A 24432-nucleotide genomic window follows, 5' to 3' on the forward strand; every position below is an offset into this window, starting at 1 on the left:
ATTTTGCATTTAAAATACGTTTTTTTATAACAATTTATTATTTTGATAATTTTATAGCTTAATAAAAGCTAAATGATAAATTATTTATCAAAATACTTCCGTTTACCAAAATTATGTTAAAAAAATATTATATTGCAGTACTAATTACTTCTAACCAAAACCAAAACTAACTGATTATGAAAAAATTTATTCTACTACTTTTTCTGTTGAACGTCTCGTTTCTTTTTGCCCAAAAAGAAATTTCAGGGATTGTAAAAGACAATACAGGTATTGGTTTACCTGGTGTTAATATTATCGAAAAAGGGACTTCTAATGGAGTTTCAACTGATTCAAACGGAGCATATAAAATAAAAGTGAACGAAGGTGCAACACTAGTTTATAGTTATGTTGGATTTTCTAATACTGAAAGAGCTGCAACAAATTCTACGATTAATGTTACCCTCTCTGAAGAAGGCGGACAAGTTTTACAAGAAGTTCAAATAGTTGGTTCCCGAAATACTAAAAGAACGGTTGTCAATTCTGCCGTTCCTATTGACATTATAAGTGTAAAAGATGTAACCACTCAAAGTGGTAAACTAGAAATTAATGAATTACTACAGTATGTAGCTCCTTCCTTTAATGCTAATAAACAATCAGGATCTGATGGTGCCGATCACGTAGATCCTGCTTCGTTAAGAGGTTTAGGTCCCGATCAAACCTTAGTTTTAATTAACGGAAAAAGAAGACATCAATCGTCTTTAATCAATCTTTTTGGAACACGTGGCCGTGGAAATACAGGAACTGATTTAAATGCTATTCCTGCCTCTTCTATTAAAAGGATAGAAATTCTTAGAGATGGAGCTGCGGCTCAATATGGTTCTGATGCTATTGCGGGTGTTATCAATATAGTACTAAATGACGATGTTAACGAACTAACAGGAACAGTAACTTATGGCGCCTTTAATACCAATGCAAAAGGAGACTTTCCTACTGGAACAGCAAATACAAAAGGATATCGTTTGGATAAAAATGGCAACGGAAATACTTTTGGAAAAAATCAATCTTTTGATGGAGGATCTGTAAAAGTAGCCGCAAATTATGGTGTTGCTATTGGCGAAAAAGGTGGTTTTGCCAACTTTACTACGGAGTATATCAACAAAAATAAAACATTACGTCCAGGATTTGATTTTAGAAAAGGGTTTGGTGAAGCGGCCATTCAAGGTTTTAATATTTTTGCAAATATGGTAATTCCTATTTCAGATAAAACAGAATTCTATGCTTTTGGCGGAAGAAATTTTAGAGATACTGATGCTTATGCATTTACTCGTACTGACGGACCACGCGTGGTAGAGTCTATATATCCAGGAGGCTTTACACCTAGAATCACGTCAAATATAATCGATAATTCTATGGCTGCCGGTTTCAGAACTGAGACTGCTGGTGGTTGGAAAATTGATATTAGTAATACGTATGGAAAAAATCTTTTTCACTACTATACCAAAGGAACAATCAATGCTTCGCTAGAAGGCGCTTCACCAACAGAGTTTGATGCTGGAGGACACAGCTTAAGCCAAAACACTACTAATTTTGATATATCGAAAAATTATAGCACTGTAATGAATGGCTTAAACTTAGCTTTTGGAGCTGAATTTAGAACGGAGAAATTTAATATTTTTGCTGGCGAAGAAGGATCTTACGCAACTTACGACATCAATAGAAAGCCAATAACTGATCCTTTGACTCAGACAATTCCATCAATTCCAAATCCTGATTATGACCCAGCGGATCCAGACTCTCCTATGACCTTGCCAAGACCAGGAGGATCACAAGGATTTCCAGGATACAGTCCGATTAACGAAGTTGATAGAAGTAGAACTAATTTATCTTTATATACGGATGCAGAATTAGACATTACAGAAGCTTTTTTAGTAAGTGGAGCAGTTCGTTTTGAAAACTACAGTGATTTTGGCAGCACTTTAAATGGTAAATTGGCAATGCGATTAAAAGCCAACAAAAATATCAATATTAGAGGTTCTGTAAGTACGGGTTTCCGCGCACCATCATTAGCACAAGTATATTATAATTTACGTTTTACAAATTTCAGTTCCGCTGGAGCAACAGAAGTTTTGCTTTCTCCAAACAATAGTCCAGTTACAAAATCATTTGGAATTCAAAAATTAAATGAAGAAAAAGCAGTAAATGCTTCATTAGGATTTACAGCTAATTACGGTGATTTTACTGCAACTGTAGATGGTTATATTATTAATGTAAAAGATAGAATTGTGTTAACCGGTTATTTTGATGCAAAACCTTTAGGGATCGGAGTTGACAAAGCGCAATTTTTCGTAAACGGAGTAGACACAAAAACAGCTGGTCTTGATGTAGTTTTAGCTTGGAAAAAGACAATTAATGACAATAAATTTGGTATAACGCTAGTAGGAAATATCAATGATATGAAAATTGACAAAGTTAAAAATGGCAATTTACCAGCAAATGCATTTTTTGGCGAACGTGATAAAGGATTTTTATTAGCGTCTGCTCCAAATAATAAATTTGGTTTAAACTTCAATTACAACAGAAAAGCTTTCGACGCAGGATTAGCCTTTACCAGATTCAGTGAAGTAAAATTACTTGACTACCAAATGGACGAAGATGTAGCCGATTATGGTTCTTTCGCAAATCAAGTAAAAGCAGCAACGGATACCTATAGCGCAAAAATCGTTACTGATTTAACATTAGGATATAAATTAAGTAAATCAGCAAAAATTACTATTGGAGCTAACAATTTACTAAATGTTTATCCAGATCAACAAGATGACTGGGTTGAAGGTGGAGGATATTGGGATGCTGTTCAAATGGGTTTTAGCGGAGCATATTATTACGCGAGGCTAGGATTTAGTTTCTAACAAAATTTGATTTTTTTCTAAAAGGGCTGTTTTATAACAGCTCTTTTTTTATGGTGAAAAATAAATTAAAAATATAATTCCGTGAATGATATAACTTTTTTAGAGAATTATACAATAGTTAACTCACTAATATACAGTATTTTTACTTAATATTAATCACTAAAATTATACATTATGAAAACGATAATACTAGGAATAACTGCAGTTTTATTTTCTTTAACTATTCAGGCACAAAATAAAAATGTAAAATCAGAAGTAAAAACTACTGTAACTACTGTAAAAGACTCTAAAGGTGAAAAAAAGATTGTAAAAACTGAAAAATTAAAAGAAGTTCAAAATATTGAATTAAAAGATGCCGACTCTAATGCATTAAACAAAGAAATACAACAAACCCCTGTTCAAGTAATTTCAACTACAGCAGTAACAGCTGATGGAGTAACTAATATGGTAGACATTGACCGATCTGCCTATTACGAACTTAATGGACAAAAATATCAAGTTGCTCTAGATCAAAAAGGATATAATTTTATTTTTCCTGGAGGAAAAGAAAAAGGAGTTTTAAGAAAAACAAAAAACAACAATTATATTTATAAAACAAAAGACACGACTTCATTTGGTTACTTTAATAGTAATGGTGATCTAGTTTTAGAAACATACGATGATAATACAGATCAGGTAAAAGTTACTACTTACATCATGGTAAAAGAATAATTATTATTTTAAGATATAAAAAAAACCGGAGTTTATTGCTCCGGTTTTTTTTATGTCTTAAATGAATATAAAATTATTCATTATGCAAAAACGCTTGTCTGTTTAGTAATGTTTCTTCTGACTCAACATGATTATCATCAGGAATACAACAATCTACAGGACAAACTGCAGCACATTGTGGTTCATCATGAAAACCTTTACATTCCGTACATTTACCTGGAACAATGTAATAAACTTCATCAGAAATAGGAGTTTGAGCCTCATCAGAATCAACTTCAGTACCATCAGGTAAGATAATTTTTCCTTTTAGTTTGGTTCCATCTTTGTATCTCCAATCGTCCGCTCCTTCGTATATTGCTGTATTTGGGCACTCTGGTTCACAAGCACCACAATTGATACATTCGTCTGTTATAATAATTGCCATTGTTCTTTGTTTTAAAGTATAAATAAAAATGTATAGGATTTGATTTTAAAACTTAAGTTTTTTTTACAAAGCCTAGTACTTTATCCTTATTTTTGTGCAAAATTACAATCAAAACTTTTCATAAGCAAACATTATGACATTAGAAACAAAAAAAAGTGTTTTTGTTGAATTAGGAAAATTCTTAAATCAATTTTCAGAAAATCAAACTTTAAAAAATCCGGCTGTATTACACAATGAAACCTTTTTTGATGCTTTTATTGATTTGATCCAATTATCACAGTCACATAATGGATGGTACACTCCCGAACAAGTTTATTTTTCGATACAATCTTGGGCAGAAGCGCTTACCGAAGAAAATTTAAGCCAATGGCTTTCTGCTTATGATTTACAAAAAAATAAAGTTAAAAATGTTGCTTTAATACTAGCTGGAAATATCCCTTTAGTAGGTTTTCACGATTTTCTTTCGGTTTTAATTACAGGAAATAATGTGCTCGTTAAAACATCATCAAATGACCAACATTTATTACCTTTTTTAGCGAAATACATAATAGCTGTCGAACCACAATTGGCTAATAAAATAAAATTTATTGAAGGAAAATTAGAAAATTTTGATGCCGTAATTGCTACCGGAAGTAATAATACGGCGCGTTATTTTGAGTTTTATTTTAAGGACAAACCTTCAATAATCAGAAAAAGCAGAAATTCTGTTGCCATTTTGAATGGTTCTGAAACTAAAGAGCAGCTTTGGGCTTTGGGTGAAGATATCTTTAGATATTTTGGATTAGGATGTCGAAACGTATCTAAACTTTTTGTTCCAAAAGACTACTCGTTTGTAGCTTTTTTCGAAGCCATTTTTGAATATCAAGACGTGATTCATTATGAAAAATACGCTAATAATTACGATTACAACAAAGCCGTTTTCTTAATGAGTAATTTTAAATTACTAGATAACGGTTTTTTGACTTTAAAGGAAGACCCAAGCCACGCCTCACCTATTTCTAGCGTTTTTTATGAATATTATAATAACATAGAAGAATTAGAAGCCAGAATAGAATTAGAAAGTGAACAAATACAGTGTGTGGTAAGCAATGATTTAGTAAAAAACAGTATTGCTTTTGGTCAAACTCAAAAACCAGAATTATGGAATTACGCAGATAACATAGATACAATTTCGTTTTTGATAACAACGTAGTATAATTATGTTTAATAATTTCGAAATAAGTAGCGATTTTTTGAGTCCTATTTGCGAAATTTGCACTTTAATTTTTCGGATACAAACTACACCATGAAAAAACACAACTACAGCGCAGGACCCTGCATTTTACCACAAGAAGTTTTTGAAAAATCAGCACAAGCAATTTTAAATTTCAACGATTCGGGATTATCTCTTTTAGAAATGTCACACAGAAGCAAAGATTTTGTTGCTGTTATGGAGGAAGCTCGAGCCCTTGTTATTGAGCTTTTAGGCCTAGAAGGAAAAGGATATAGCGCCTTATTTCTCGCTGGCGGAGCAAGCTTAGAATTTTTAATGGTTCCTTACAACTTAATGAAAGAAAACGGAAAAGCCGCTTATCTTGATACCGGAACTTGGGCGAGTGGAGCTATTAAAGAAGCCAAACTTTTTGGTGAAACTCTTATTGTAGGTTCTTCAAAAGAGGAAAGCTACAATCACATTCCTAAAGGATACAACATCCCAACAGATGTCGATTATTTTCATTGCACCAGTAACAACACTATTTATGGTACTCAAATGAAGGAATTTCCTTCTGTAGATACACTTTTAGTATGCGACATGAGTTCTGATATTTTTTCTAGACAATTAGACTTTTCTCAATTTGATCTTATTTATGCGGGAGCCCAAAAAAATATGGGACCTGCTGGAGCTACTTTGGTGGTGATCAAGGAAGAAATTCTAGGTAAAAACGGAAGAATAATTCCAAGTATGCTAGATTATGCTAAGCATATTAAAGCAGAAAGTATGTATAATACACCTCCAGTTTTTCCTATTTATGCGTCTTTATTGACGTTGCAATGGTTAAAAAACCTTGGCGGAATAGCAGCAATTGAGAAAATTAATAATGCTAAAGCAGCTTTGCTTTACGCAGAAATAGATAGAAATCCATTATTTAGAGGTGCAGCAGCGGTTGAAGATCGTTCTAATATGAATGCTACTTTCTTGTTGAATGATGAAGCGCATGCAGCAACATTTGATGCGATGTGGAAAGCTGCGGGAATTTCTGGCCTACCAGGACACCGTTCTGTAGGTGGCTACAGAGCTTCTATGTACAATGCTCTTCCGTTGGAAAGCGTTCAAGTATTAGTTGATGTAATGAAAGAACTAGAGTCTAAAATTTAAATTCAAACTCTTTGAAACAAGGAGTAAATAAAATTTAAAAAATAGACTAATTTACGAAAACGCTAGCCCTGATAGTAGTGAAAATCCTTTTTGTGAGCCTTTTGGCGAATAAAAAGATTGCAGCGGATAGCAGGAAATAGCTCCTAATAAAACAACAAAATTAACTATGAGAACCAAATCACTTTGTTTCTCGCAATGATATAAATAATGAAAGTATTAGCCAATGACGGAATTTCGAAAAGTGGAATTCTAGCTTTAGAAAAAGGTGGTTTTGAAGTAATTACTACAAAAGTAGCGCAAGAACAAGTCGCTAACTTTGTAAATGACAATAATATTGATGTTGTTTTAGTGCGAAGTGCGACTAAAGTGCGTCAAGATATTATTGATGCTTGTCCTGGTTTAAAAATAATTGGTCGAGGTGGTGTTGGGATGGATAATATTGATGTGGATTATGCTAAAAGCAAAGGAATTCATGTGATAAATACACCCGCTTCATCCTCAGAATCTGTAGCGGAATTAGTTTTTGCTCACTTGTTTTCTGGTGTTCGTTTTTTGCATGATTCTAATAGAAATATGCCTTTAGAAGGGGACACGAATTTTGATGGTTTGAAAAAAGCGTATGCAAACGGAATCGAATTAAGAGGAAAAACGCTTGGTATAGTAGGAATTGGACGCATTGGTCAAGCGACTGCTAAAATGGCTCTGGGATTAGGAATGAAAGTTATTGCGGCAGACAGTTTTATCCCTAAAGTTGCTATTAAAGTTGAGTTTTTTGATGGACAATCTATAACTACTACAATTGTTTCACAATCATTAGAATCTGTTTTTAAAGAAGCCGATTTTATTACATTACACGTTCCTGCTCAAGACGGCTATATTATTAGTGAAAAGGAATTAGCGATCATGAAAGATGGCGTAGGAATTGTTAACTGTGCTCGAGGTGGTGTTATAGACGAAGTTGCATTAGTAAAAGCATTGGATAGCGGAAAAGTATTATTTGCTGGATTAGATGTTTTTGAAAGTGAACCTACTCCAGAAATGGCCATCTTAATGAATCATAAAATCTCATTGACACCACATATTGGTGCTGCAACAGGAGAAGCTCAAGATAGAATTGGTACTGAACTTGCTTCGCAAATCATTAGTTTATTGAAATAGTTTTTACATTATTTCTTAAAAAAGGATTTATTAACTCGATTAATAAATCCTTTTTTTTTATTAAATTTGAGTCTAATCTAATCGTAAATCTCATGTTTAAACAATTAACACAGTTAGTACAACAGTATGGTAATGATGCCGTTGTTAAAAATAACGCGATTCCAAACGAACAAAACGAAGCCGTAATGAACGAAGCGAGTAGCTCTATTCTTTCTGGGCTACAAAAAATGGTTTCGGAAGGAGGCACGGAGCAGTTTGCAAGTTTGTTCAGCGGAAATAATGCGCAGGACAGTTCGAATCCAGCCGTTCAAAAACTTACAGAGCAACTTACAGGAAACCTGGGCAACAAATTTGGTTTAAGCAATGAGGTAGCTTCAGGAGTAGCCGGTAGCATGATTCCTAAAATCCTGGGATCGTTGATTGGCAAAGCTAAAAACCCAAACGATTCTAGTTTTGAGATTTCAGATTTAATAACGGCCATTTCGGGTGGATCGGGACAAAATTCCGGAATTATGGAGGCTATATCTAAATATGGAGGACAATTTGGTTTAGATCAAAATGCTGATGGAAAAGTAGATATGTCTGATGCAATAGAAGCAGTTACTAAAAAAAGTGGTAGTATGGGATCTATTTTGGGGAAACTATTCGGTAAATAAAACAGATTAAAATAAATCCATAAAAAGTCATTTATCAAAAGTAAATGACTTTTTAATGCCTTAAAAAAACTGACAATCAGTCCTTTATAATTCGTAACTTTATGGTCTTAATTCTCAAGTTATGAAAAATATTATTTATATTTTGACAGTTATCATTTGTATTCTAATTGGCTGTACTAGTTCAAAGGCTGTCATTCCTGCTAAAGAAAAAACAACAGCTTCATCTGGTGATACTATTAGGATTGCCAATGACAAACTAGAATACGAAGTTTTGATTATTGACGCTGGTTTTAGTTCTTGGCTTCTCACCAATGCTTATCCAAGAGATTATCATTCCCAGACTTATTTAGAAAGTAAAAATAAAATTTGGGTGAGCGAATGGAATAATCGTACCGCACAACCATTACGCTATAATCCTAATTTATATGAAATGTCTATAAATTACGATCCCAATATTGATTATGGATATGAAGTAAATTATTTAATTTATAACTATATGGTTTATTTTCAAAATACCTATAAACAAAAACTTTTTGGCTACGTACCCTTACGATAATCTTCTTATATTTGTATTCATTATAAATAAAGATGAACAATTTAAAAAAGCGTTGGGGAATTGAAACCAATTTACAACTTACAGTAATATTTATTGTTTTTGCGATTACAGGATCAGCTTCGGCATGGTTGTCAAAACCTTTTTGTATATGGCTGGGAATTAATCATGAAGATTTAGGGTACTGGTTTACCCCTATTCGCTTGCTTTTAATCTTTCCTATCTATCAAGTACTTCTAGTAACAATTGGTTTTTTATTTGGTCAATTCCAATTTTTTTGGGCTTTTGAAAAAAAAATGCTAAAACGAATGGGGTTAGGATTTCTTTTTAAAGAATAAAAAAACGCCCTAATTATTGGGCGTTTTGTTTTTTATTAGATAGTTGTAAATCCAAGTTAATGTAAACGTAGGAATAAAATCAGTAAATGGTAATATCTCCTCAAGAAATGCGATAGTCCCTCCTACTTTTCCGATAGTTCCTTTATACATCCAGGTCATTAAAAAACCGGCTAAAGGTGCCCAAATCACATCTGAAAATTCTCCAATTAAAGGAACTGTAAATGACAGCATTCCAATGGCATCAAATAGAATTCCCAAAACTAGATCTCTCTTTTTATTATCAACTGCGATAAATTGTGTTTGTTCTCTCATATTTATTTTAAAATTTCACAGAACAACTAACAAAACTAATGCCAATTATTTTTTGAGTTTCTCTCGATACAATTTTTTTAATTTATCAATTTTAGGAGTAATTACATAACTGCAATATCCTTGGGTTTTATTTTGATTGTAATAATTTTGATGATACTCTTCGGCTACATAAAAAGTAGTTGCCGGAGTAATTTTGGTAACTATTGGTTTTCCAAAAGTATTTTCAGTGGTCATCAAGGCAATATAATCCTCTGACAATTGTTTTTGATCGGGATTGTTGTAAAATATCTCACTACGGTATTGTGTGCCTATATCATTTCCTTGTCGATTTAAAGTCGTTGGATCGTGGGTAGCAAAAAAGATTTCTAATAGTTCACCAAATGATATTTTCGTAGGATCAAAGGTAATTTCGATCGCTTCGGCATGACCTGTGTCGCCATTACTAATTTCTTTATACGTAGGATTTAGCGTTTTGCCACCGATGTATCCCGAGACAACACTTTTTACACCACTTAACTCTAAAAATACTGCTTCTGTACACCAGAAACAACCACCCGCAAATGTTGCTACTTCCATTCTATCTTTTGTTTCCATATTTTTTGATTCTATACTTTTTGGCACTAAAATATTCTTTTGTTTAGCACAAGATGAAAGTGAAACTAATGCCAAAAAAGTTCCAATTATTTTTTTCATAATTTGTGTTCTATCTCCAAATTTATTCAATAATTAAGATGATTTAGGTTTCATTAACTAAAGTTTATAGTTTGTCAAAGTAAAATAGTAGGTGATGGAATTCATAATCATTAAAATCTTTGTTTCTTTGTATAAATAGTTTAAAAATGATACAGACTAAAAATCTACATAAATATTACGATCAACTTCATGTTCTAAAAGGAGTGGATTTACATATCCAAAAAGGGGAAATTGTTTCTATAGTTGGCGCATCTGGAGCAGGTAAAACGACTCTTTTGCAAATCCTTGGAACCTTGGACAAACCTACTGCAGAAAGTGGCATCGAATTACGAATTAACAATGAAGATATTCTAACGATGAATGATAAGACGTTATCAAAATTTAGAAATCTTAATTTAGGTTTTATTTTTCAGTTTCATCAATTGCTTCCTGAATTTACTGCTTTAGAGAATGTATGTATTCCTGCTTATATTGCCAATAAACCTAAAAATGAAACAGAAATAGAAGCCAAAAAATTGTTAGATTATCTTGGACTTTCTCATAGAATTAATCATAAACCCAATGAATTATCTGGTGGTGAGCAACAACGTGTGGCTGTAGCGAGAGCGTTAATTAATAAACCTGCTATCATTTTTGCGGATGAACCATCTGGAAATCTAGACACTGCTTCGGCGGAAAACTTGCACCAATTATTTTTTAAATTAAGAGATGAATTGGGCCAAACTTTTGTGATTGTAACACACAATGAAGATTTAGCAAATATGGCTGATAGAAAATTAATAATGGTTGACGGACAAATAAGCAATTAGGTTTCTAAAAGTTGAAACACTATTTATTTCTCGCTAACTAAATTCTAACAATGACACAATCGGAGCTTAAAGATTTTTTAGACGAAAAAGTACATCAGTACAACACACTTGATTTTATAGAAAGCGATCCTGTGCAAATTCCACATTTATTTTCACAAAAAGAAGATATAGAAATTGCTGGTTTTCTGAGTGCTACTATTGCTTGGGGAAATCGTAAAATGATAATTAAGAATTCACATCGAATGATGGATTTGATGGGAAATGCTCCGTATGATTTTGTAATGTCTCATAGTCAAGATAATTTAGAGGCTTTAGATGCTTTTGTACATCGCACTTTTAACGGAGCTGATTTTTCTTGCTTCATTAGAAGTTTAAAACATATTTACCAAAATCATGGTGGTTTAGAAGTCGTTTTTAGCACAAATCAAGAAAAGGATTCCATGCAAAAAAGCATCCATGAATTCAAAAAATTGTTTTTTGAGATTCCACACCAAAATAGAACTCAAAAACACATTTCAGATCCACTGAACAATTCGGCAGCAAAAAGAATTAATATGTATTTACGGTGGATGATTCGCCAAGACAATAAAGGAGTAGACTTAGGAATATGGAAAAATATTTCTCCCGCTGCGCTATCCTGTCCTTTAGATGTACATTCTGGAAATGTGGCTCGAAAACTAGGTTTGCTCACTCGCAAACAAAATGATGCAAAAGCAGTAAGCGAATTGGATCTAGCACTTCGGAAATTAGATCGTATTGATCCTGTAAAATACGACTTTGCTCTTTTTGGATTGGGTGTTTTTGAAGGTTTCTAGTATTCTAAGGCTTATTTTATAATTCTTATTAATATTATCTTTATATTTAGACAACAATAAAAGTAGTAAAATCCCAATACCCTTTTATGCACTTCAAATATTAAAATTTTATCTAAATATTGTAAAACATGAAAACCTACTTCTGTCTTAGCAAAAAAAACATTCTTATAAACTTCGATTTAAGAAAGAGATTAATGCGCTTTAAGAGGTCTTTGTAAATTTACTACGACTCAATTTTATTCAATTTTCATTTGATTCTTGCGTTTCTATTTATTGGGTTTAATTCAACATTCTATTAAACTGTTTTCAATGAAATATAAGAGATTCTAAAGGCTTAAAAAAAAGGCTAATAAATATTAAATAAATACAATAATTTATAATCTCCGTTGCATTCTTAAAAGTAATATCTAAAAAATTAAAATTTAAAAAATGCTTAATTGTATCAAATAAATGTTTGTTGTAAAAATACTAAACCGCTGCTACTAATTTTACGTATGTAAAATGCCTTTCAATGTTAAATTAATTATAAACAAACTCAATTATAAAATAAAGTATAGATTGAATCGTTGATGGATTAACTAATGTTAAAATTACAACCTAAACGGATATAATTTACCAAAAATACCTAAGTAAAAAGGGTGTGAAATAATAACTCTCCTACAGAAAATACAAAACTAATATGAACACTAATAAAAAAGTTTTGATCGCAGAAGACAATTCTGTTTTTTTGTTATTGCTGAAGTTTAGATTGCAAAAAGAGGGCTATACTATACTGACAGCAACAAATGGAAAAGAAGCAATTGATTTGATTGAGGATCAAGAACCACATATAATTTTGACTGATATTATGATGCCTTTTATTAGTGGATTAGAATTAATTAGTTATGTGCGAAATAAATTAAAGCGCTCTACTCCTATTATTGTTTTTTCAGCAGCAGGTCAAGAAGAAATTGTATTGAAAGCATTTGATTTGGGTGCAACTGATTTTATGAGTAAACCTTTAAGTCCAAATGAATTAATAATTAGAGTAAAAAAATTACTTCGTTAATACAACTGATAAACAGTGCCAAGTTGTCCTATGAGTATAGATCAATCTCTTTTTAATTACATTAACGAATCTTCGCTAATTATTCAAGTTACCTGGATAATGTCAGCGTTTTTCATGGTTGTAATTATTCCGCTTACTTTTTATTTTAGATATTTAAGAAAGCATTTGAGAAAACAAGAAAGAACGGTAGCACTGTATGAACAAAAATATGAATCGTATCTTATCAACTATTTATATTCTGGAAATGAGCAAGAAATTATTAGTCCAGAACAACAAGTTATTATCAATCAGTTAAAAAGATCAACGAGCGAATCATACAAAAGAAAAATATTAATTTCAGTATTGATCAAATTAAAAAATGAAATTTCCGGTGAAATTGCAGAATCTATTCAGACACTCTATTTTCATAGTGGTCTTATGCAATATGCTTTGAACCGATTGAACCATAAAAAGTGGTATGTAATAGCCAAAGGAATAAGAGAATTAAAACAATTTCACATAAAAGAAGCATATGATCAGGTAATTCTTCATATTAACCATCCTAGAAGAGAAGTGCGAAAAGAAATGCAACTCTACATGGTTAGTTTATTTCATTTTGAAGGTTTAAAATTCTTAGAACTTTTAGAAACTCCGCTTTCAGAATGGGATCAAATACAATTGTTGGGAGTTCTAGAAAGATTAGAAAGTAAGAACATTTCAAATATTAAATTATGGTTGCGTTCTAACAATAAATCAGTTGTGTTTTTTGCTTTGAAATTAGCTAAAATATACAATCAATTTGAATGCAAAGAAGAAATCATTAATCTGCTTAATCATATTAATAAAAAAGTAAGATTAGAATCTATTCAAGTCCTTAGCTATTTAGATGTGATTGAGGCTAAAGAAATATTAAAGGAAAATATTGAAAAACGTACTTTAGAGGAACAAATTGCTTTTTTTAAAATGATGGAAAATCTTTATGAAAAAAGTGATGAATCATTTATTATAAATTTCATTCATTCTGAAGTATTTGAAATTAAAGTTTCTAGCTTAAAAATTTTAAAAATACTTAATAAGGATAAATTTACCAAGCTTAAAGTAGAGTTTCCTGATCCTGATTTTTTAAAAATTATTAATTTTTTAGAAAATAATTAATTATGATAACGCAAATTATTATTGATATTATACAATACTTGTTTTTCATTTATAGCATAAGTGCAATTCTATCTTATCTTGTATTAGCTACTATTTCGGCAATAGAAACAATCGAGTATAAACACAAAAATAGCTTTGTAAACTATAAGGAAATCATGTCCTCTACTATTTCGCCCTCCATTTCGATAATTGCTCCTGCTTATAACGAAAGTTTAAATATTGTCGAAAATGTGCGCTCATTGTTGTCCAACCATTATGTAAATTATGATGTAATTATAATTAATGACGGAAGCAAAGATGATAGTTTAGAAAAATTAATTAACGTCTATAATCTTGTACCTGTAGACTACTTAATGAATGAACAAATCGTGACGCAACCGCTTAGAAAGGGAATTTACAAATCGACAAATCCTGCATTTGAAAAATTAATTGTAGTCGATAAAGAAAATGGTGGAAAATCGGATGCTTTGAATATGGGTTTAAATATAAGCAATAGTAAATATGTTGCTTGTATTGATGTTGATTGTTTGTTACTAGAAGACTCTCTTCAAAAAATGATAAAACCTTTTCTTGAAATTACCGATAAAAAAGTAATTGCAGCAGGCGGTGTCATCAGAATTTCAAATTCTTGCATCGTTAAAGATGGAAAATTACATGATGTGAATTTTCCAAAAAAACTAATCGAACAAGGACAAATTCTAGAATATATTCGCGCTTTTTTATTAGGCAGAATGGCTTGGAGCAGACTTAATGGACTTTTAGTAATTTCTGGAGCTTTTGGTTTGTTTGACAAAAAAATTGCCATACAAGTGGGTGGTTATGACAAGAATACGGTAGGTGAAGACATGGAGTTAGTGGTGCGCATGAGAGGCTATATGGAGGAACAAAATAAAAAATATAAAGTCGCCTATATTCCAGATCCGTTGTGCTGGACAGAAGCACCAGATAATTATAAAATATTTATTTCACAGAGAAATAGATGGACTCGTGGTACTATTGAAACTCTAAAAAAACATAGAAAAATTGGTTTTAATCCAAAGTATAAAACTTTAGGGGTTTTGAGTTATCCGTACTGGTTTTTTTTCGAGAGAATGGCTCCCGTGGTAGAATTTGTGGGTATTATCTATTTTGCCATACTAGTTATAAGCAATAAAATAAGATGGGATTATGCATTTGCTTTTATTGTTTTAGCCTATTTATTCACCGTTTTCTTTTCGTTAATTGCTTTAATTACAGAGGAATTAACTTATCATCAATATAAGAAAAAGGGAACAGGATTTCGACTACTACTTATTGCTTTTCTAGAGCCTTTAGTCAATCATCCCTTTATTTTATATGCAGCAATTAGAGGAAATATAGATTACTATTTTAACAAAAAAAAGAAATGGGGAGAGATGACACGAAAAGGAATGACAAAAGCATAAATAAAAAAGCTAAATGAATATTAAATTTAATTATAAAAATGGTTTATTAGATTACCTCTATTCGACCGTTTCCTTACTACTTATATTTTGTCTTTTGAGTTTCATTGAAATTTTTAAAAATTTTGATGCAGCGCTTTTTGGCTATAAACTATTGAATGATTTTTTTACAGCAATACTAATTGGTTTAGTGTTTTTACCGGTTTTCCTTCTATTACAAATTATTAGTAATAAGTTAGGGGTAGTTGTTGTAAAAATTTTGTTTTGTATAATTGCTATCGTACAAATGGCCTTGATAGGCTATAGTATAACTACTCACCTCAATCTTGGAGCCGACCTTTTAGGATATTCTTTTAATGATATGTACACCACGGTTACAGCATCTCTATCGATATCTTTTTTGACTTTTTTACCTTTTGTAATTTTGCCTCTTTTTTACATAGGAATTATTCGATTACTCCATTTTTTAGGAAGTAAAATAAATTATATAATAATACTGTTAGTTCTATTAATTACTGGCTTACTGAATTTAATAATTCCAGGTACTAAAAAACCCATTACTCAAAATAAATTAAATTTCTTAATTAGCGATATAATAAGAGCAAAAAATGATAATGCAAACGCTATAGATGGAAATATATCATTTAAAAAAGAATTCCCTTTAGATGAAAATGCTGAAATGAACAAGGATGTATTAGGTTCTTTTTTTACAATTAATAAAGAACAAAGTCCAAATATTGTATTCATTATTATTGAAGGACTAGGTAGAGATTTTACAGATGATGGAGAATATAGTGGCTTTACTCCTTATTTGGATTCCTTGACTAAAAAATCTATTTACTGGAGCAACTTCGTGAGTAATGCAGGACGTACTTTTGGTGCTCTTCCGTCATTAATGGGATCGCTACCTTTTGGGGAAAATGGTTTTATGGAATTAAATCCTCTTCCTAAACACAATTCGTTGATTAGTATTTTGAAATCAAATGGGTACGCCACCAATTATTATTGTGGTGACGAATCTACATTTGATAGAAAAAGTAATTTTTTAGAATATAATGGAATTGATAAAATTATTGATATTAATAAATTTGGTCCAGGATATACAATGACAAAAGCAAATTCTGGGGGATTTTCGTGGGGTTATCCAGATGCTGAAATATATAAAAAGACTTTATCAGAACTCAAAGACGATAAACAACCGCGGTTGGATATTATCATGACACTTACCAATCATGAACCGTTTGATTTTCCAACAAAAAAGGAATATTTGACTAAAGTAGAAGACATTCTTAATACAAAGACCAGCTCCGAAAAAAGTAAAATAAAAGATTATAAAGATATATTAGCTTGTTTATTATACACTGATCATTCTCTAAAAGATTTCATGCATGCCTATTCTAAAAGAGCCGATTATAAAAATACTATTTTTGTAATTACAGGAGATCACCGATTAATTCCAGTACCTCAAAAAGATAATCTGTCTCGTTTTCATGTACCTTTTTATATTTTTAGTCCATTATTAAAAAAAACAGCTATTATAAAATCTATTTCTTCGCATACAGATGTAACCCCAAGTTTAGTTTCTTTTTTGACGAATAACTACAATATTAATAAGTTAAAAAAAACAGATTGGATTGCTCAAGGATTAGATACTGTTAGACAATTTAGAAATGTTCATAATATTGCATTAATGCGCTATAAGGGAAGTATAAATGATTATATCTACAAAGAATACTTTTATTCTGACGGAACTTTGTTTAAAATCGATGAAAATTTCAACATTAGCGAAACTAACGATGGCATTAGAGAAACGATTAGCAATTCCTTTACTAATTTTAAAAAATTAAATTCATACTTAACCACAAAAGATAAAATTACAAGTACAACTTCTAACTTTAACAAGCCTGCTTATGAATTTACAGATGCCGAAATGTCAAACATTAAAAAATTAACAAAAGGACTTGATCATGATCAAATTTTCTTTTTGGCCAGAGAATTAGCTTTCAAAAAAGAACGTAAATCAGCAAAATTATTGTGTAATTATATATTAAATGACATGCCTAATTATGGTGATGTAAGAACTCTGAAAGGCAGAATACTGGCTTGGGAAGGTGACTATAGAAATTCAGAAAAAGAATTGCTTGAAGTCATCAATAGAACTCCTTTTTATGGAGATTCCTATTTGGCTGTAATGGACATTTATTGGTGGTCTGGACAAAATAAGAAAGGAATAGCAATAGGTAAAAAGGCTTTGAGTAATCAGATTAACAATCCAGAAATTGGATTTAAATTGGGTCAAGCATACAAAAGAAATCGTAATTTAAAGGATTCTAAAAGAATAATAGATAGCCTTTTAGTACTTTATCCTGAAAATAAAGAATATTTAAATTTTAAAAAAAATCTTAAGAAATGATATCGAAAATAAATATAAAACTGACTCTTGCATTTTTGTTCTTTACTTCAATAATAGTACGTGGACAACAGAATAAATATCATGGAAATCCTGATACTTCATTTCAAACTGCTCGAAATTTAGCCTTTAACCAGCAACGCAAACAAGCGCAAGATACATTACTAAATATTTTGAGTAAATATCCTAATTACCATGAAATTAATACCTTTTTGGCAACAACATATTCTTGGGATAGTGATTATAAAAAAGCAAGAAAATTATTTGCTTCAATTTTAGAAAAAGATTCAAGCAGTAAAGATACTTGGATTGCTGCTATAAAAAATGAATTGTGGGCAGACTTGCCTTATGCGGCATTAGATATGACTAACAATGCTTTGAAACTATTTCCAAATGACTCAGAATTACTTTATCTAAAAGCGAGCGCTCAAGAAAACACTAATGATCCATTAGAGGCATTAGCAACAATTGAAACAGTTTTAGATAAAAATCCCGAGGATCAAAAAGCTAAAGATTTCAAAATGTCTTTAGATAAATTACTTAGAAAAAATAGTATCGGTATTAATGCGGCTGTCGATCTGTATTCCTCTGTTTTTGATCCGATGCAATATTATTCCTTAAAATATAGCAGACAAACGAAATATGGAAGTATTACCCCAAAGCTAAATATAAATAGACGCTTTGGTGAAAACGGAGCACAGTTTGAAGTTGATTTATATCCTAAAATTAGAAAAGGATTATATGCTTATGTAAATGTTGGAATAGCAAATTCATTTCTATTTCCAGATTTAAAATATGGTGCTGAGTTGTACCAATCATTGCCTAAAAGTTTTGAGATTTCACTTGGATTTAGAACCTTAAAATATTCATCTACCACAAACATTTTTACTGGATCATTGGGCTGGTATACAGGAAATAGTTATTGGTCTTTTCGCCCTTATTTTACTCCAGGTGACACAGGAACTAGTAAATCTGGAACCTTAACTTATAGAAAATATCGAAGTGATGCTGATAATTATTTAGGCATTTCTGTTGGAATGGGATTCTCTCCAGAAATTAATCAATTTCAATTTAACCCAAATGACGCAGCAATAGTAAATCTTGAGTCCCAAAAGTTAAATGTTGGTTATTACTTTACGACAACTAAAAAACAAAATGCTTGGGGAGCACAATTTGGAGTAGCACATCAACAAATTATTTTTGACCAAGGAAATTTCTTTTGGATTTATTCTCTTGCTTTGTCTTGGGAATTAAAGTTCAAATAATAGAAACTTAAATTCCAATTTTATTTAAATCAGTTGTTTTTCTTGAACTTTTACAAATAGTCATCTTACATAAAAAACACTATTAGATATGACTAATTATAACTGGATTATTTTCATAATAAAAAGGCTCCGATATAAAATCGAAGCCTTTTTTTTCAACTTAAACCTTTTTAGGAATATGTCTGTATTTAATTAACAAATTGATCTAACCACTGACATTAATAAAGTTGAAAGTTTTTAAATTATATAGATATAATAGTGTTACTTTTTCTTAGCCTTAACAATAAACTCACTACGTCTATTGGCTTGGTGTTGCTCTTCAGTACAATTTGAATTACTAGTTGGTTCACAACCACAATCATTAACCAATTGTGATTCTCCATATCCTTTACTTGATAATCTAGATTTATTTATACCTTTTTTCACCAACCATTCCATTGTCGATTTAGCTCTTCTTTCAGATAAAGCTAAATTATATTTGGCTGTCTGACGACAATCTGTGTGAGAGCGGATATCAATTTCCATCGTAGGATTTTGCTCTAAAACATCAAGGATTTTTGCTAATTCTACAGTTGCATCTTTACGAATAAATGATTTATCTAAATCGAAATAAATACTATTTAAACCTATCATTTTAAATAAATCGTCACCTTCTTTAACTGCTTTTACAGATTTATCAAGAGCAATGGTAATAAAAGTTTTTCCAGATTCATTTGGAATACTTACTGTGGTTTCGATAATTGTATAAGTTTCTTTTTCTGTTTTTATATAAAATTTTGAATCACATGTAACTTGCCCAAAGTCAAATTTACCGTCTAAAGCTGTAGTATATTCTTTTAATAGTTTGAAATTGGCGTCTAATAAAGTTACTACTGTATTTGCTAGAGGTAAAGTTGTTTCTTTATCAGTAACAATTCCTACTAACATTTGCTCACATACTGCTTTTTTAATTTCTATTAATTTGTATATATCATCACCCCCTTTTCCACCTTCTCTGTTAGAGGTGAAGTATCCATTACGTGTTACCTCATTAATTAAAAAACCAAAATCATCTTTAGAACTATTTAATGGTTCTCCAACATTCTGAACATTTTTATAAGTTCCATCCGAATCTATTTTTGATACAAAAATATCCAATCCACCTAATCCGGGATGACCATCAGAGGCAAAATATAATTCGCCTGTAGAAGTGACCATAGGAAAAGTTTCTCTTCCTTCTGTATTTATTCCTTTGCCTAAATTTTCAGGTTTCCCAAAGCTACCATCAGGTTTGATTTCAACTTTAAACAAATCAGACTGACCCAATGTTCCAGGCATGTTTGATGCAAAATATAAAGTCTTTTCATCTCCACTAAGAGCAGGATGAGCTACACTATATTCATTACTATTAAATGGTAATTCAGTAATGTTTGACCATTTATCGCCATCTAAATTCGCTTTATACAATTTTAACAAAGTTATCCTAGCCGAATCTTTACCTTTTTTTCCGTTTAGGAAATTATTCCTTGTAAAATAAACCGTTTTTCCATCTTTTGTAAAAATGGGTGTAGATTCATGAAATTTAGAATTTAATTTTTTTCCAAATCTTTTTGGAGTAGACAAAACACCCTGATTGTCGATATCAGATTCATATAAGTTAGTAAAACCTTCACCTGTCCAGGTATGCTTCATGTTTCTTAATCCGCTGGTATCTCTAGCTGAAGCAAAAATTAATTTATTACCATAATAGGCACTTCCATAATCTGAATATTCAGAGTTAATACCGGCATTTTCGATAGTATAATTTCCTGAATTTTTCTTAATTTCTGCAAGGTAATTTTTTTGAGAACTCGCAAGATTTGCTCTTAAATCATTTCTACTTTTTTGGTTAAACATTGCTAACATTTCATCTGCTTTCTTATACTCTTTTATGGCTTTCAAACATTGTGAATAGCGATAATAATATTCCGGAGCAATATCTTTTGCGAAAGCAAATAATTCTTTATACCATTTTGCAGCGTTATCTAAATCTGCTTTGAAATAATATGAATCTGCTAGTTTTTGTAACATATCTTGAGATTTATATCCCTTAACAGCAATTCTCTCATAAGTTTGAATAGCATCTACATACGCTAACTTCTCGTATTGATCATCTGCTTTAGTCTCTTTAGACGATTGCGCAAACATACCTGTTGAAGTTAATAACACTATCATTAGCGATACAAAGCTACTTTTATGTAAATCTTTAGTAGTACTTAATTGGCTTTTTGGAATCTTTGATTTCATTATCATGATTTTTAGAAGAATCTAGGTGATACTATTCGAGACTGACGACTGAACAATTCAAATCGCAAAAATATTTCGTGTGAACCAGAGTTATAGTTGTTTAGTTTTGTGGTTTCTCTATCATAACCATAACCTATATATATGCCATCAGAAACCTGAAATCCAACCATACCACTCAAAGCGGCACTCCATCTATAGGCAACACCAACGGTGAATTTTTCACTAAATAAAAAATTTCCTGAAATATCTACCTGAAGAGGTGAACCAATAACTAATTTAGAAAGAACAGCAGGTTTAAATTTTACTTCACTACTTAAATCGATCACATATCCTGCCATCAAATAGTAATTTATTTTCTCTTTAAAAATGGCTACTTCATTATCATCATAACGATTCGATTCAATAAAATTTGGAACCGAAAATCCAACATAAGCCTTGTCTGAATGCAAGTAAATACCTGCACCAACATTTGGAGAAAATTTATTCTCTACATTTTGTATTGAAGGATCAATATCAACTGGATTTAATTTTGAAATATCAAGATTAAACAAATTTGCTGTCCCTTTTATACCAAACGAAAGTTTATAATTCTCTGACATAGGAACTGTGTATGATAAATCCACAGAAAGAGTATTTTCATTAGTAGGTCCAATCTTGTCATTGACAAAAGAAACACCTAGTCCCACTCTACTATCACTTATTGGTGTATTTATAGAAGCTACATTTGTAATTGGAGCACCATCTAACCCTACCCATTGCGTTCGATGCAAAGCAAAAATACTCATGACACCTCTTGATCCGGCATAAGCTGGATTTACATTTATGGTATTATACATATATTGTGTATACTGAGCATCCTGTTGGGCAAAACTAGTAAAAGCTGTAGACATCAAAATAATTAAAAAAAAATTCTTTTTCATAGTAGGTTTTTTATTACGACACTATTCTATTAAAAAACGAGTCGTTTAGCTAAATGTTAATACTGTAATCCTAAATAAAATTATATTTTTTATCCTGAGGACAATTGATTATCCTCAGGAATTAAAATTATTTAGTAAGATATAAATATCCATCCATTTTATTATTTCGAAGATCTCCATTTCCGTCTACGAAAGTGTAATTTAAGATGTAAAAATAAGTTCCTGTAGGTAGTCCTTCAGACTGACTTAGAGTTGTTCTTCCTCTTGATATACCTTCAAAATTATTAGTTTTATTGTCATAATTTTTAGTTTCAAAAACTAATACTCCCCAACGGTTGTATATTTCGACACTATTTTCAGGGTAACATTCTTTACTATCAATGTTGTCGATTACAAAAACATCGTTTATATTATCACCATTTGGAGAAAAAGCATTGTGAACTACTATACTTCCACAACCTAATACTAATGATTTATCAATTACCACTGAATCCGTAGCACTAATTGTAATGTTCCCTGGAGTTAATCCACTAGCAGTAGCTGTATTGGTTACTGAATTTTTCACCAAGTCTGCTTTAGTTACTGAATAACTTTCGTTAAACAACTTAGAAATACCTGGAGATAAACTAGCAATAGTAGTATTCAGACCTGTCAATGGATCAGTTACAACAACTTGATAAAGAGTTGTATTACCAGTATTTTTCACTTCTATAGTATAACTGATTGTATCACCTACTAAACTATACCCCGTTGTAGAAGCTGTTTTTATTACTTTCAAATTAGGAGTTTGCGTTAACAAAGTGATAGTACAATCAGTACAGTTTGGTTTTGGAGAACAATCCGTACAAGGATTTGGATCAGTAGAACTAGCTGTTACTTTACTACCAAATGGAGTTGTACCCGTAACACTAGCTAAATTGTAAACAACACCATTATCTATATCAGCTTGAGTTATAGAATAGGTTCCTACAAAATTAGTAGAATTAGAAGTACCTATATTTAAATTTATAGGAGCTCCAGATACTATCACTCCTGGTAAAGGATCGCTGATCGTTACATTTGTTAATGTCACGTTACCAGTATTTGTTACAACAAAATTATATCTTATCTTATCACCAACATTCACTACTCCGTTATTATCACTGTCAACATATACTCCATCTTTTGTAATTGCAACACTTCCCTTTTGAGTTAAGAAAGTAATTGTTGGTGTATCATTATTTAGATCAGTACCAGATATATCTGTTACCTCATTTCCTTTAGGATCTTTACCTTTTACAACAGCAGTATTAGTTACTTGACCAGCATCAATATCAGTTTGAGTTAATACATAGATTCCTGTAATAGAATTGTCTGTCATACCTCCAGCAAGAGATGGAATCATAGTATTAGAAACTATCAAACCTACCATTGCATCAGTAATATTGATCGAATTTACAGTCATATCTCCAGTATTAGTAACTGAAAAAGTATACATTATTTTTTCACCAACTTGTGCAAAACCATCATTATTATCATCCATAAAAACGCCTGTTTTAACAAGTGCAATACTTGGTTTCTTAATAACAGTCAAAATGGCATTAGTAGTAACAATTGTATAGTTTGGATTACTGCCTAAAGTCACTGCAATTGGATAGCTTCCTACTGCTGAAGTAGTTGTAGCGATAGTGCTTAACGTATAGTCAATCACATCGCCATTTACCGTTCCGGTTACCACAGCGGTTAACACTGGGTTCGCGTCTCCGTATACTTTGGTTTTATTATCGGCTACCACACTCACGTTGATCGCTTTTGGTGTTACCGTTAATAGAGCGTCTGTTGTGCTTACCGTATAGTTTGGATTACTGCCTAAAGCCACTGCAATTGGATAGCTTCCTACTGCTGAAGTCGTCGTAGCGGTAGTGCTTAACGTATAGTCAATCACATCGCCATTTACCGTTCCAGTTACCACAGCGGTTAACACTGGGTTCGCGTCTCCGTATACTTTGGTTTTATTATCGGCTACCACACTCACGTTGATCGCTTTTGGTGTTACCGTTAATAGCGCGTCTGTTGTGCTTACGGTATAGTTTGGATTACTGCCTAAAGCCACTGCAATTGGATAGCTTCCTACTGCTGAAGTGGTCGTAGCGGTAGTGCTTAACGTATAGTCAATCACATCGCCATTTACCGTTCCGGTTACCACAGCGGTTAACGCTGGATTCGCGTCTCCGTATACTTTGGTTTTATTATCGGCTACCACACTCACGTTGATCGCTT

General features: G+C 31.6%; 21 protein-coding genes. 15 read left to right on the top strand and 6 right to left on the bottom strand.

Annotation, left to right across the window (positions count from 1 at the left end):
• Positions 1–176: 176 nt before the first annotated feature.
• Positions 177–2885, top strand: coding sequence for a TonB-dependent receptor (locus MW871_RS04310; RefSeq protein WP_248427678.1), 2709 nt, complete (start codon positions 177–179; stop codon positions 2883–2885).
• 174 nt (positions 2886–3059) lie between these two features.
• Complete coding sequence (locus MW871_RS04315) at positions 3060–3596, top strand: hypothetical protein (protein ID WP_248427679.1); 537 nt, start codon at positions 3060–3062, stop codon at positions 3594–3596.
• A gap of 73 nt (positions 3597–3669) precedes the next feature.
• Here MW871_RS04315 and MW871_RS04320 read toward each other — a convergent pair whose 3' ends face one another.
• Entirely contained in the window at positions 3670–4020 is a 351-nt protein-coding gene (locus MW871_RS04320) for a 4Fe-4S dicluster domain-containing protein (protein ID WP_121925579.1), read from the bottom strand.
• A 133-nt stretch (positions 4021–4153) separates the two neighbouring features.
• Between MW871_RS04320 and MW871_RS04325 the strand changes: the two genes are divergently transcribed.
• The 6 genes from MW871_RS04325 to MW871_RS04350 all read left to right on the top strand — a co-directional run bounded on the left by MW871_RS04325 (position 4154) and on the right by MW871_RS04350 (position 9081).
• A complete protein-coding gene (locus tag MW871_RS04325) occupies positions 4154–5212 on the top strand; it encodes an acyl-CoA reductase (RefSeq protein ID WP_248427680.1) in 1059 nt (352 codons plus the stop codon).
• A gap of 93 nt (positions 5213–5305) precedes the next feature.
• On the top strand, positions 5306–6376 hold the full coding sequence (gene serC / locus MW871_RS04330; RefSeq protein WP_210646809.1) for a 3-phosphoserine/phosphohydroxythreonine transaminase: 1071 nt from the start codon (positions 5306–5308) through the stop codon (positions 6374–6376).
• Between the two features lie 207 nt (positions 6377–6583).
• Positions 6584–7534: a D-2-hydroxyacid dehydrogenase gene (locus MW871_RS04335; RefSeq protein ID WP_248427681.1), complete on the top strand. Its 951-nt coding sequence runs from the start codon at positions 6584–6586 to the stop codon at positions 7532–7534.
• A gap of 92 nt (positions 7535–7626) precedes the next feature.
• Positions 7627–8190 (top strand): hypothetical protein, encoded by a 564-nt coding sequence (locus MW871_RS04340; RefSeq protein ID WP_248427682.1) that lies wholly within the window; start codon positions 7627–7629, stop codon positions 8188–8190.
• 121 nt (positions 8191–8311) lie between these two features.
• Positions 8312–8746, top strand: a complete 435-nt coding sequence (locus MW871_RS04345) for a DUF6146 family protein (protein WP_248427683.1) — start codon at positions 8312–8314, stop codon at positions 8744–8746.
• Between the two features lie 32 nt (positions 8747–8778).
• Positions 8779–9081 carry a DUF6787 family protein gene (locus tag MW871_RS04350; RefSeq protein ID WP_248427684.1) on the top strand — a complete coding sequence of 101 codons (303 nt, stop codon included), beginning with the start codon at positions 8779–8781 and terminating at the stop codon, positions 9079–9081.
• Positions 9082–9090: 9 nt separating this feature from the next.
• Here MW871_RS04350 and MW871_RS04355 read toward each other — a convergent pair whose 3' ends face one another.
• Both MW871_RS04355 and msrA read right to left on the bottom strand, forming a co-directional pair.
• Positions 9091–9393 (bottom strand): hypothetical protein, encoded by a 303-nt coding sequence (locus MW871_RS04355; protein WP_248427685.1) that lies wholly within the window; start codon positions 9391–9393, stop codon positions 9091–9093.
• Positions 9394–9438: 45 nt separating this feature from the next.
• Entirely contained in the window at positions 9439–10086 is a 648-nt protein-coding gene (gene msrA / locus MW871_RS04360; protein ID WP_427854622.1) for a peptide-methionine (S)-S-oxide reductase MsrA, read from the bottom strand.
• Positions 10087–10232: 146 nt separating this feature from the next.
• On the opposite strand from msrA, the gene MW871_RS04365 reads away from it, so the two are divergent.
• The 7 genes from MW871_RS04365 to MW871_RS04395 all read left to right on the top strand — a co-directional run bounded on the left by MW871_RS04365 (position 10233) and on the right by MW871_RS04395 (position 18988).
• Complete coding sequence (locus MW871_RS04365; protein WP_248427686.1) at positions 10233–10895, top strand: ABC transporter ATP-binding protein; 663 nt, start codon at positions 10233–10235, stop codon at positions 10893–10895.
• 50 nt (positions 10896–10945) lie between these two features.
• Positions 10946–11710 carry a TIGR02757 family protein gene (locus tag MW871_RS04370; protein WP_248427687.1) on the top strand — a complete coding sequence of 255 codons (765 nt, stop codon included), beginning with the start codon at positions 10946–10948 and terminating at the stop codon, positions 11708–11710.
• A 679-nt stretch (positions 11711–12389) separates the two neighbouring features.
• Positions 12390–12758, top strand: coding sequence for a response regulator transcription factor (locus tag MW871_RS04375; protein WP_188051554.1), 369 nt, complete (start codon positions 12390–12392; stop codon positions 12756–12758).
• 30 nt (positions 12759–12788) lie between these two features.
• Positions 12789–13892 carry a hypothetical protein gene (locus tag MW871_RS04380; protein WP_248427688.1) on the top strand — a complete coding sequence of 368 codons (1104 nt, stop codon included), beginning with the start codon at positions 12789–12791 and terminating at the stop codon, positions 13890–13892.
• Between the two features lie 2 nt (positions 13893–13894).
• A complete protein-coding gene (locus MW871_RS04385) occupies positions 13895–15316 on the top strand; it encodes a glycosyltransferase family 2 protein (protein ID WP_248427689.1) in 1422 nt (473 codons plus the stop codon).
• A gap of 13 nt (positions 15317–15329) precedes the next feature.
• Positions 15330–17726, top strand: coding sequence for an LTA synthase family protein (locus MW871_RS04390; protein ID WP_248427690.1), 2397 nt, complete (start codon positions 15330–15332; stop codon positions 17724–17726).
• Positions 17723–18988, top strand: coding sequence for a YaiO family outer membrane beta-barrel protein (locus tag MW871_RS04395; RefSeq protein WP_248427691.1), 1266 nt, complete (start codon positions 17723–17725; stop codon positions 18986–18988). Before MW871_RS04390 ends, MW871_RS04395 begins: the two co-directional genes overlap by 4 nt.
• 261 nt (positions 18989–19249) lie before the next feature.
• Here the strand turns inward: MW871_RS04395 and MW871_RS04400 are convergent, their stop codons facing one another.
• The 3 genes from MW871_RS04400 to MW871_RS04410 form a co-directional block, all read right to left on the bottom strand.
• Positions 19250–21181 (bottom strand): OmpA family protein, encoded by a 1932-nt coding sequence (locus tag MW871_RS04400; protein ID WP_486599185.1) that lies wholly within the window; start codon positions 21179–21181, stop codon positions 19250–19252.
• 83 nt (positions 21182–21264) lie between these two features.
• Positions 21265–22173 (bottom strand): PorP/SprF family type IX secretion system membrane protein, encoded by a 909-nt coding sequence (locus tag MW871_RS04405; RefSeq protein WP_248427693.1) that lies wholly within the window; start codon positions 22171–22173, stop codon positions 21265–21267.
• Positions 22174–22300: 127 nt separating this feature from the next.
• Positions 22301–24432, bottom strand: a 2132-nt coding sequence (locus tag MW871_RS04410) for a DUF7507 domain-containing protein (protein WP_248427694.1), incomplete at its 5' end; no start/stop codon positions are given.

It is taken from the genome of Flavobacterium pygoscelis, from assembly GCF_023162025.1.
In the GTDB taxonomy this organism is placed as follows: domain Bacteria; phylum Bacteroidota; class Bacteroidia; order Flavobacteriales; family Flavobacteriaceae; genus Flavobacterium; species Flavobacterium pygoscelis.

Bases quoted from the DNA above. Each gene is read 5' to 3' on its own strand.
- MW871_RS04390 (WP_248427690.1), top strand. From the start codon at position 15,330: ATGAATATTAAATTTAATTATAAAAATGGTTTATTAGATTACCTCTAT.
- MW871_RS04385 (WP_248427689.1), top strand. From the start codon at position 13,895: ATGATAACGCAAATTATTATTGATATTATACAATACTTGTTTTTCATT.
- MW871_RS04380 (WP_248427688.1), top strand. From the start codon at position 12,789: ATGAGTATAGATCAATCTCTTTTTAATTACATTAACGAATCTTCGCTA.
- MW871_RS04310 (WP_248427678.1), top strand. From the start codon at position 177: ATGAAAAAATTTATTCTACTACTTTTTCTGTTGAACGTCTCGTTTCTT.
- serC (WP_210646809.1), top strand. From the start codon at position 5,306: ATGAAAAAACACAACTACAGCGCAGGACCCTGCATTTTACCACAAGAA.
- MW871_RS04370 (WP_248427687.1), top strand. From the start codon at position 10,946: ATGACACAATCGGAGCTTAAAGATTTTTTAGACGAAAAAGTACATCAG.
- MW871_RS04355 (WP_248427685.1), bottom strand. From the start codon at position 9,393: ATGAGAGAACAAACACAATTTATCGCAGTTGATAATAAAAAGAGAGAT.
- MW871_RS04350 (WP_248427684.1), top strand. From the start codon at position 8,779: ATGAACAATTTAAAAAAGCGTTGGGGAATTGAAACCAATTTACAACTT.
- MW871_RS04315 (WP_248427679.1), top strand. From the start codon at position 3,060: ATGAAAACGATAATACTAGGAATAACTGCAGTTTTATTTTCTTTAACT.
- MW871_RS04320 (WP_121925579.1), bottom strand. From the start codon at position 4,020: ATGGCAATTATTATAACAGACGAATGTATCAATTGTGGTGCTTGTGAA.
- MW871_RS04325 (WP_248427680.1), top strand. From the start codon at position 4,154: ATGACATTAGAAACAAAAAAAAGTGTTTTTGTTGAATTAGGAAAATTC.
- MW871_RS04395 (WP_248427691.1), top strand. From the start codon at position 17,723: ATGATATCGAAAATAAATATAAAACTGACTCTTGCATTTTTGTTCTTT.
- MW871_RS04400 (WP_486599185.1), bottom strand. From the start codon at position 21,181: ATGATAGTGTTATTAACTTCAACAGGTATGTTTGCGCAATCGTCTAAA.
- msrA (WP_427854622.1), bottom strand. From the start codon at position 10,086: ATGAAAAAAATAATTGGAACTTTTTTGGCATTAGTTTCACTTTCATCT.
- MW871_RS04365 (WP_248427686.1), top strand. From the start codon at position 10,233: ATGATACAGACTAAAAATCTACATAAATATTACGATCAACTTCATGTT.
- MW871_RS04340 (WP_248427682.1), top strand. From the start codon at position 7,627: ATGTTTAAACAATTAACACAGTTAGTACAACAGTATGGTAATGATGCC.
- MW871_RS04335 (WP_248427681.1), top strand. From the start codon at position 6,584: ATGAAAGTATTAGCCAATGACGGAATTTCGAAAAGTGGAATTCTAGCT.
- MW871_RS04345 (WP_248427683.1), top strand. From the start codon at position 8,312: ATGAAAAATATTATTTATATTTTGACAGTTATCATTTGTATTCTAATT.
- MW871_RS04405 (WP_248427693.1), bottom strand. From the start codon at position 22,173: ATGAAAAAGAATTTTTTTTTAATTATTTTGATGTCTACAGCTTTTACT.
- MW871_RS04375 (WP_188051554.1), top strand. From the start codon at position 12,390: ATGAACACTAATAAAAAAGTTTTGATCGCAGAAGACAATTCTGTTTTT.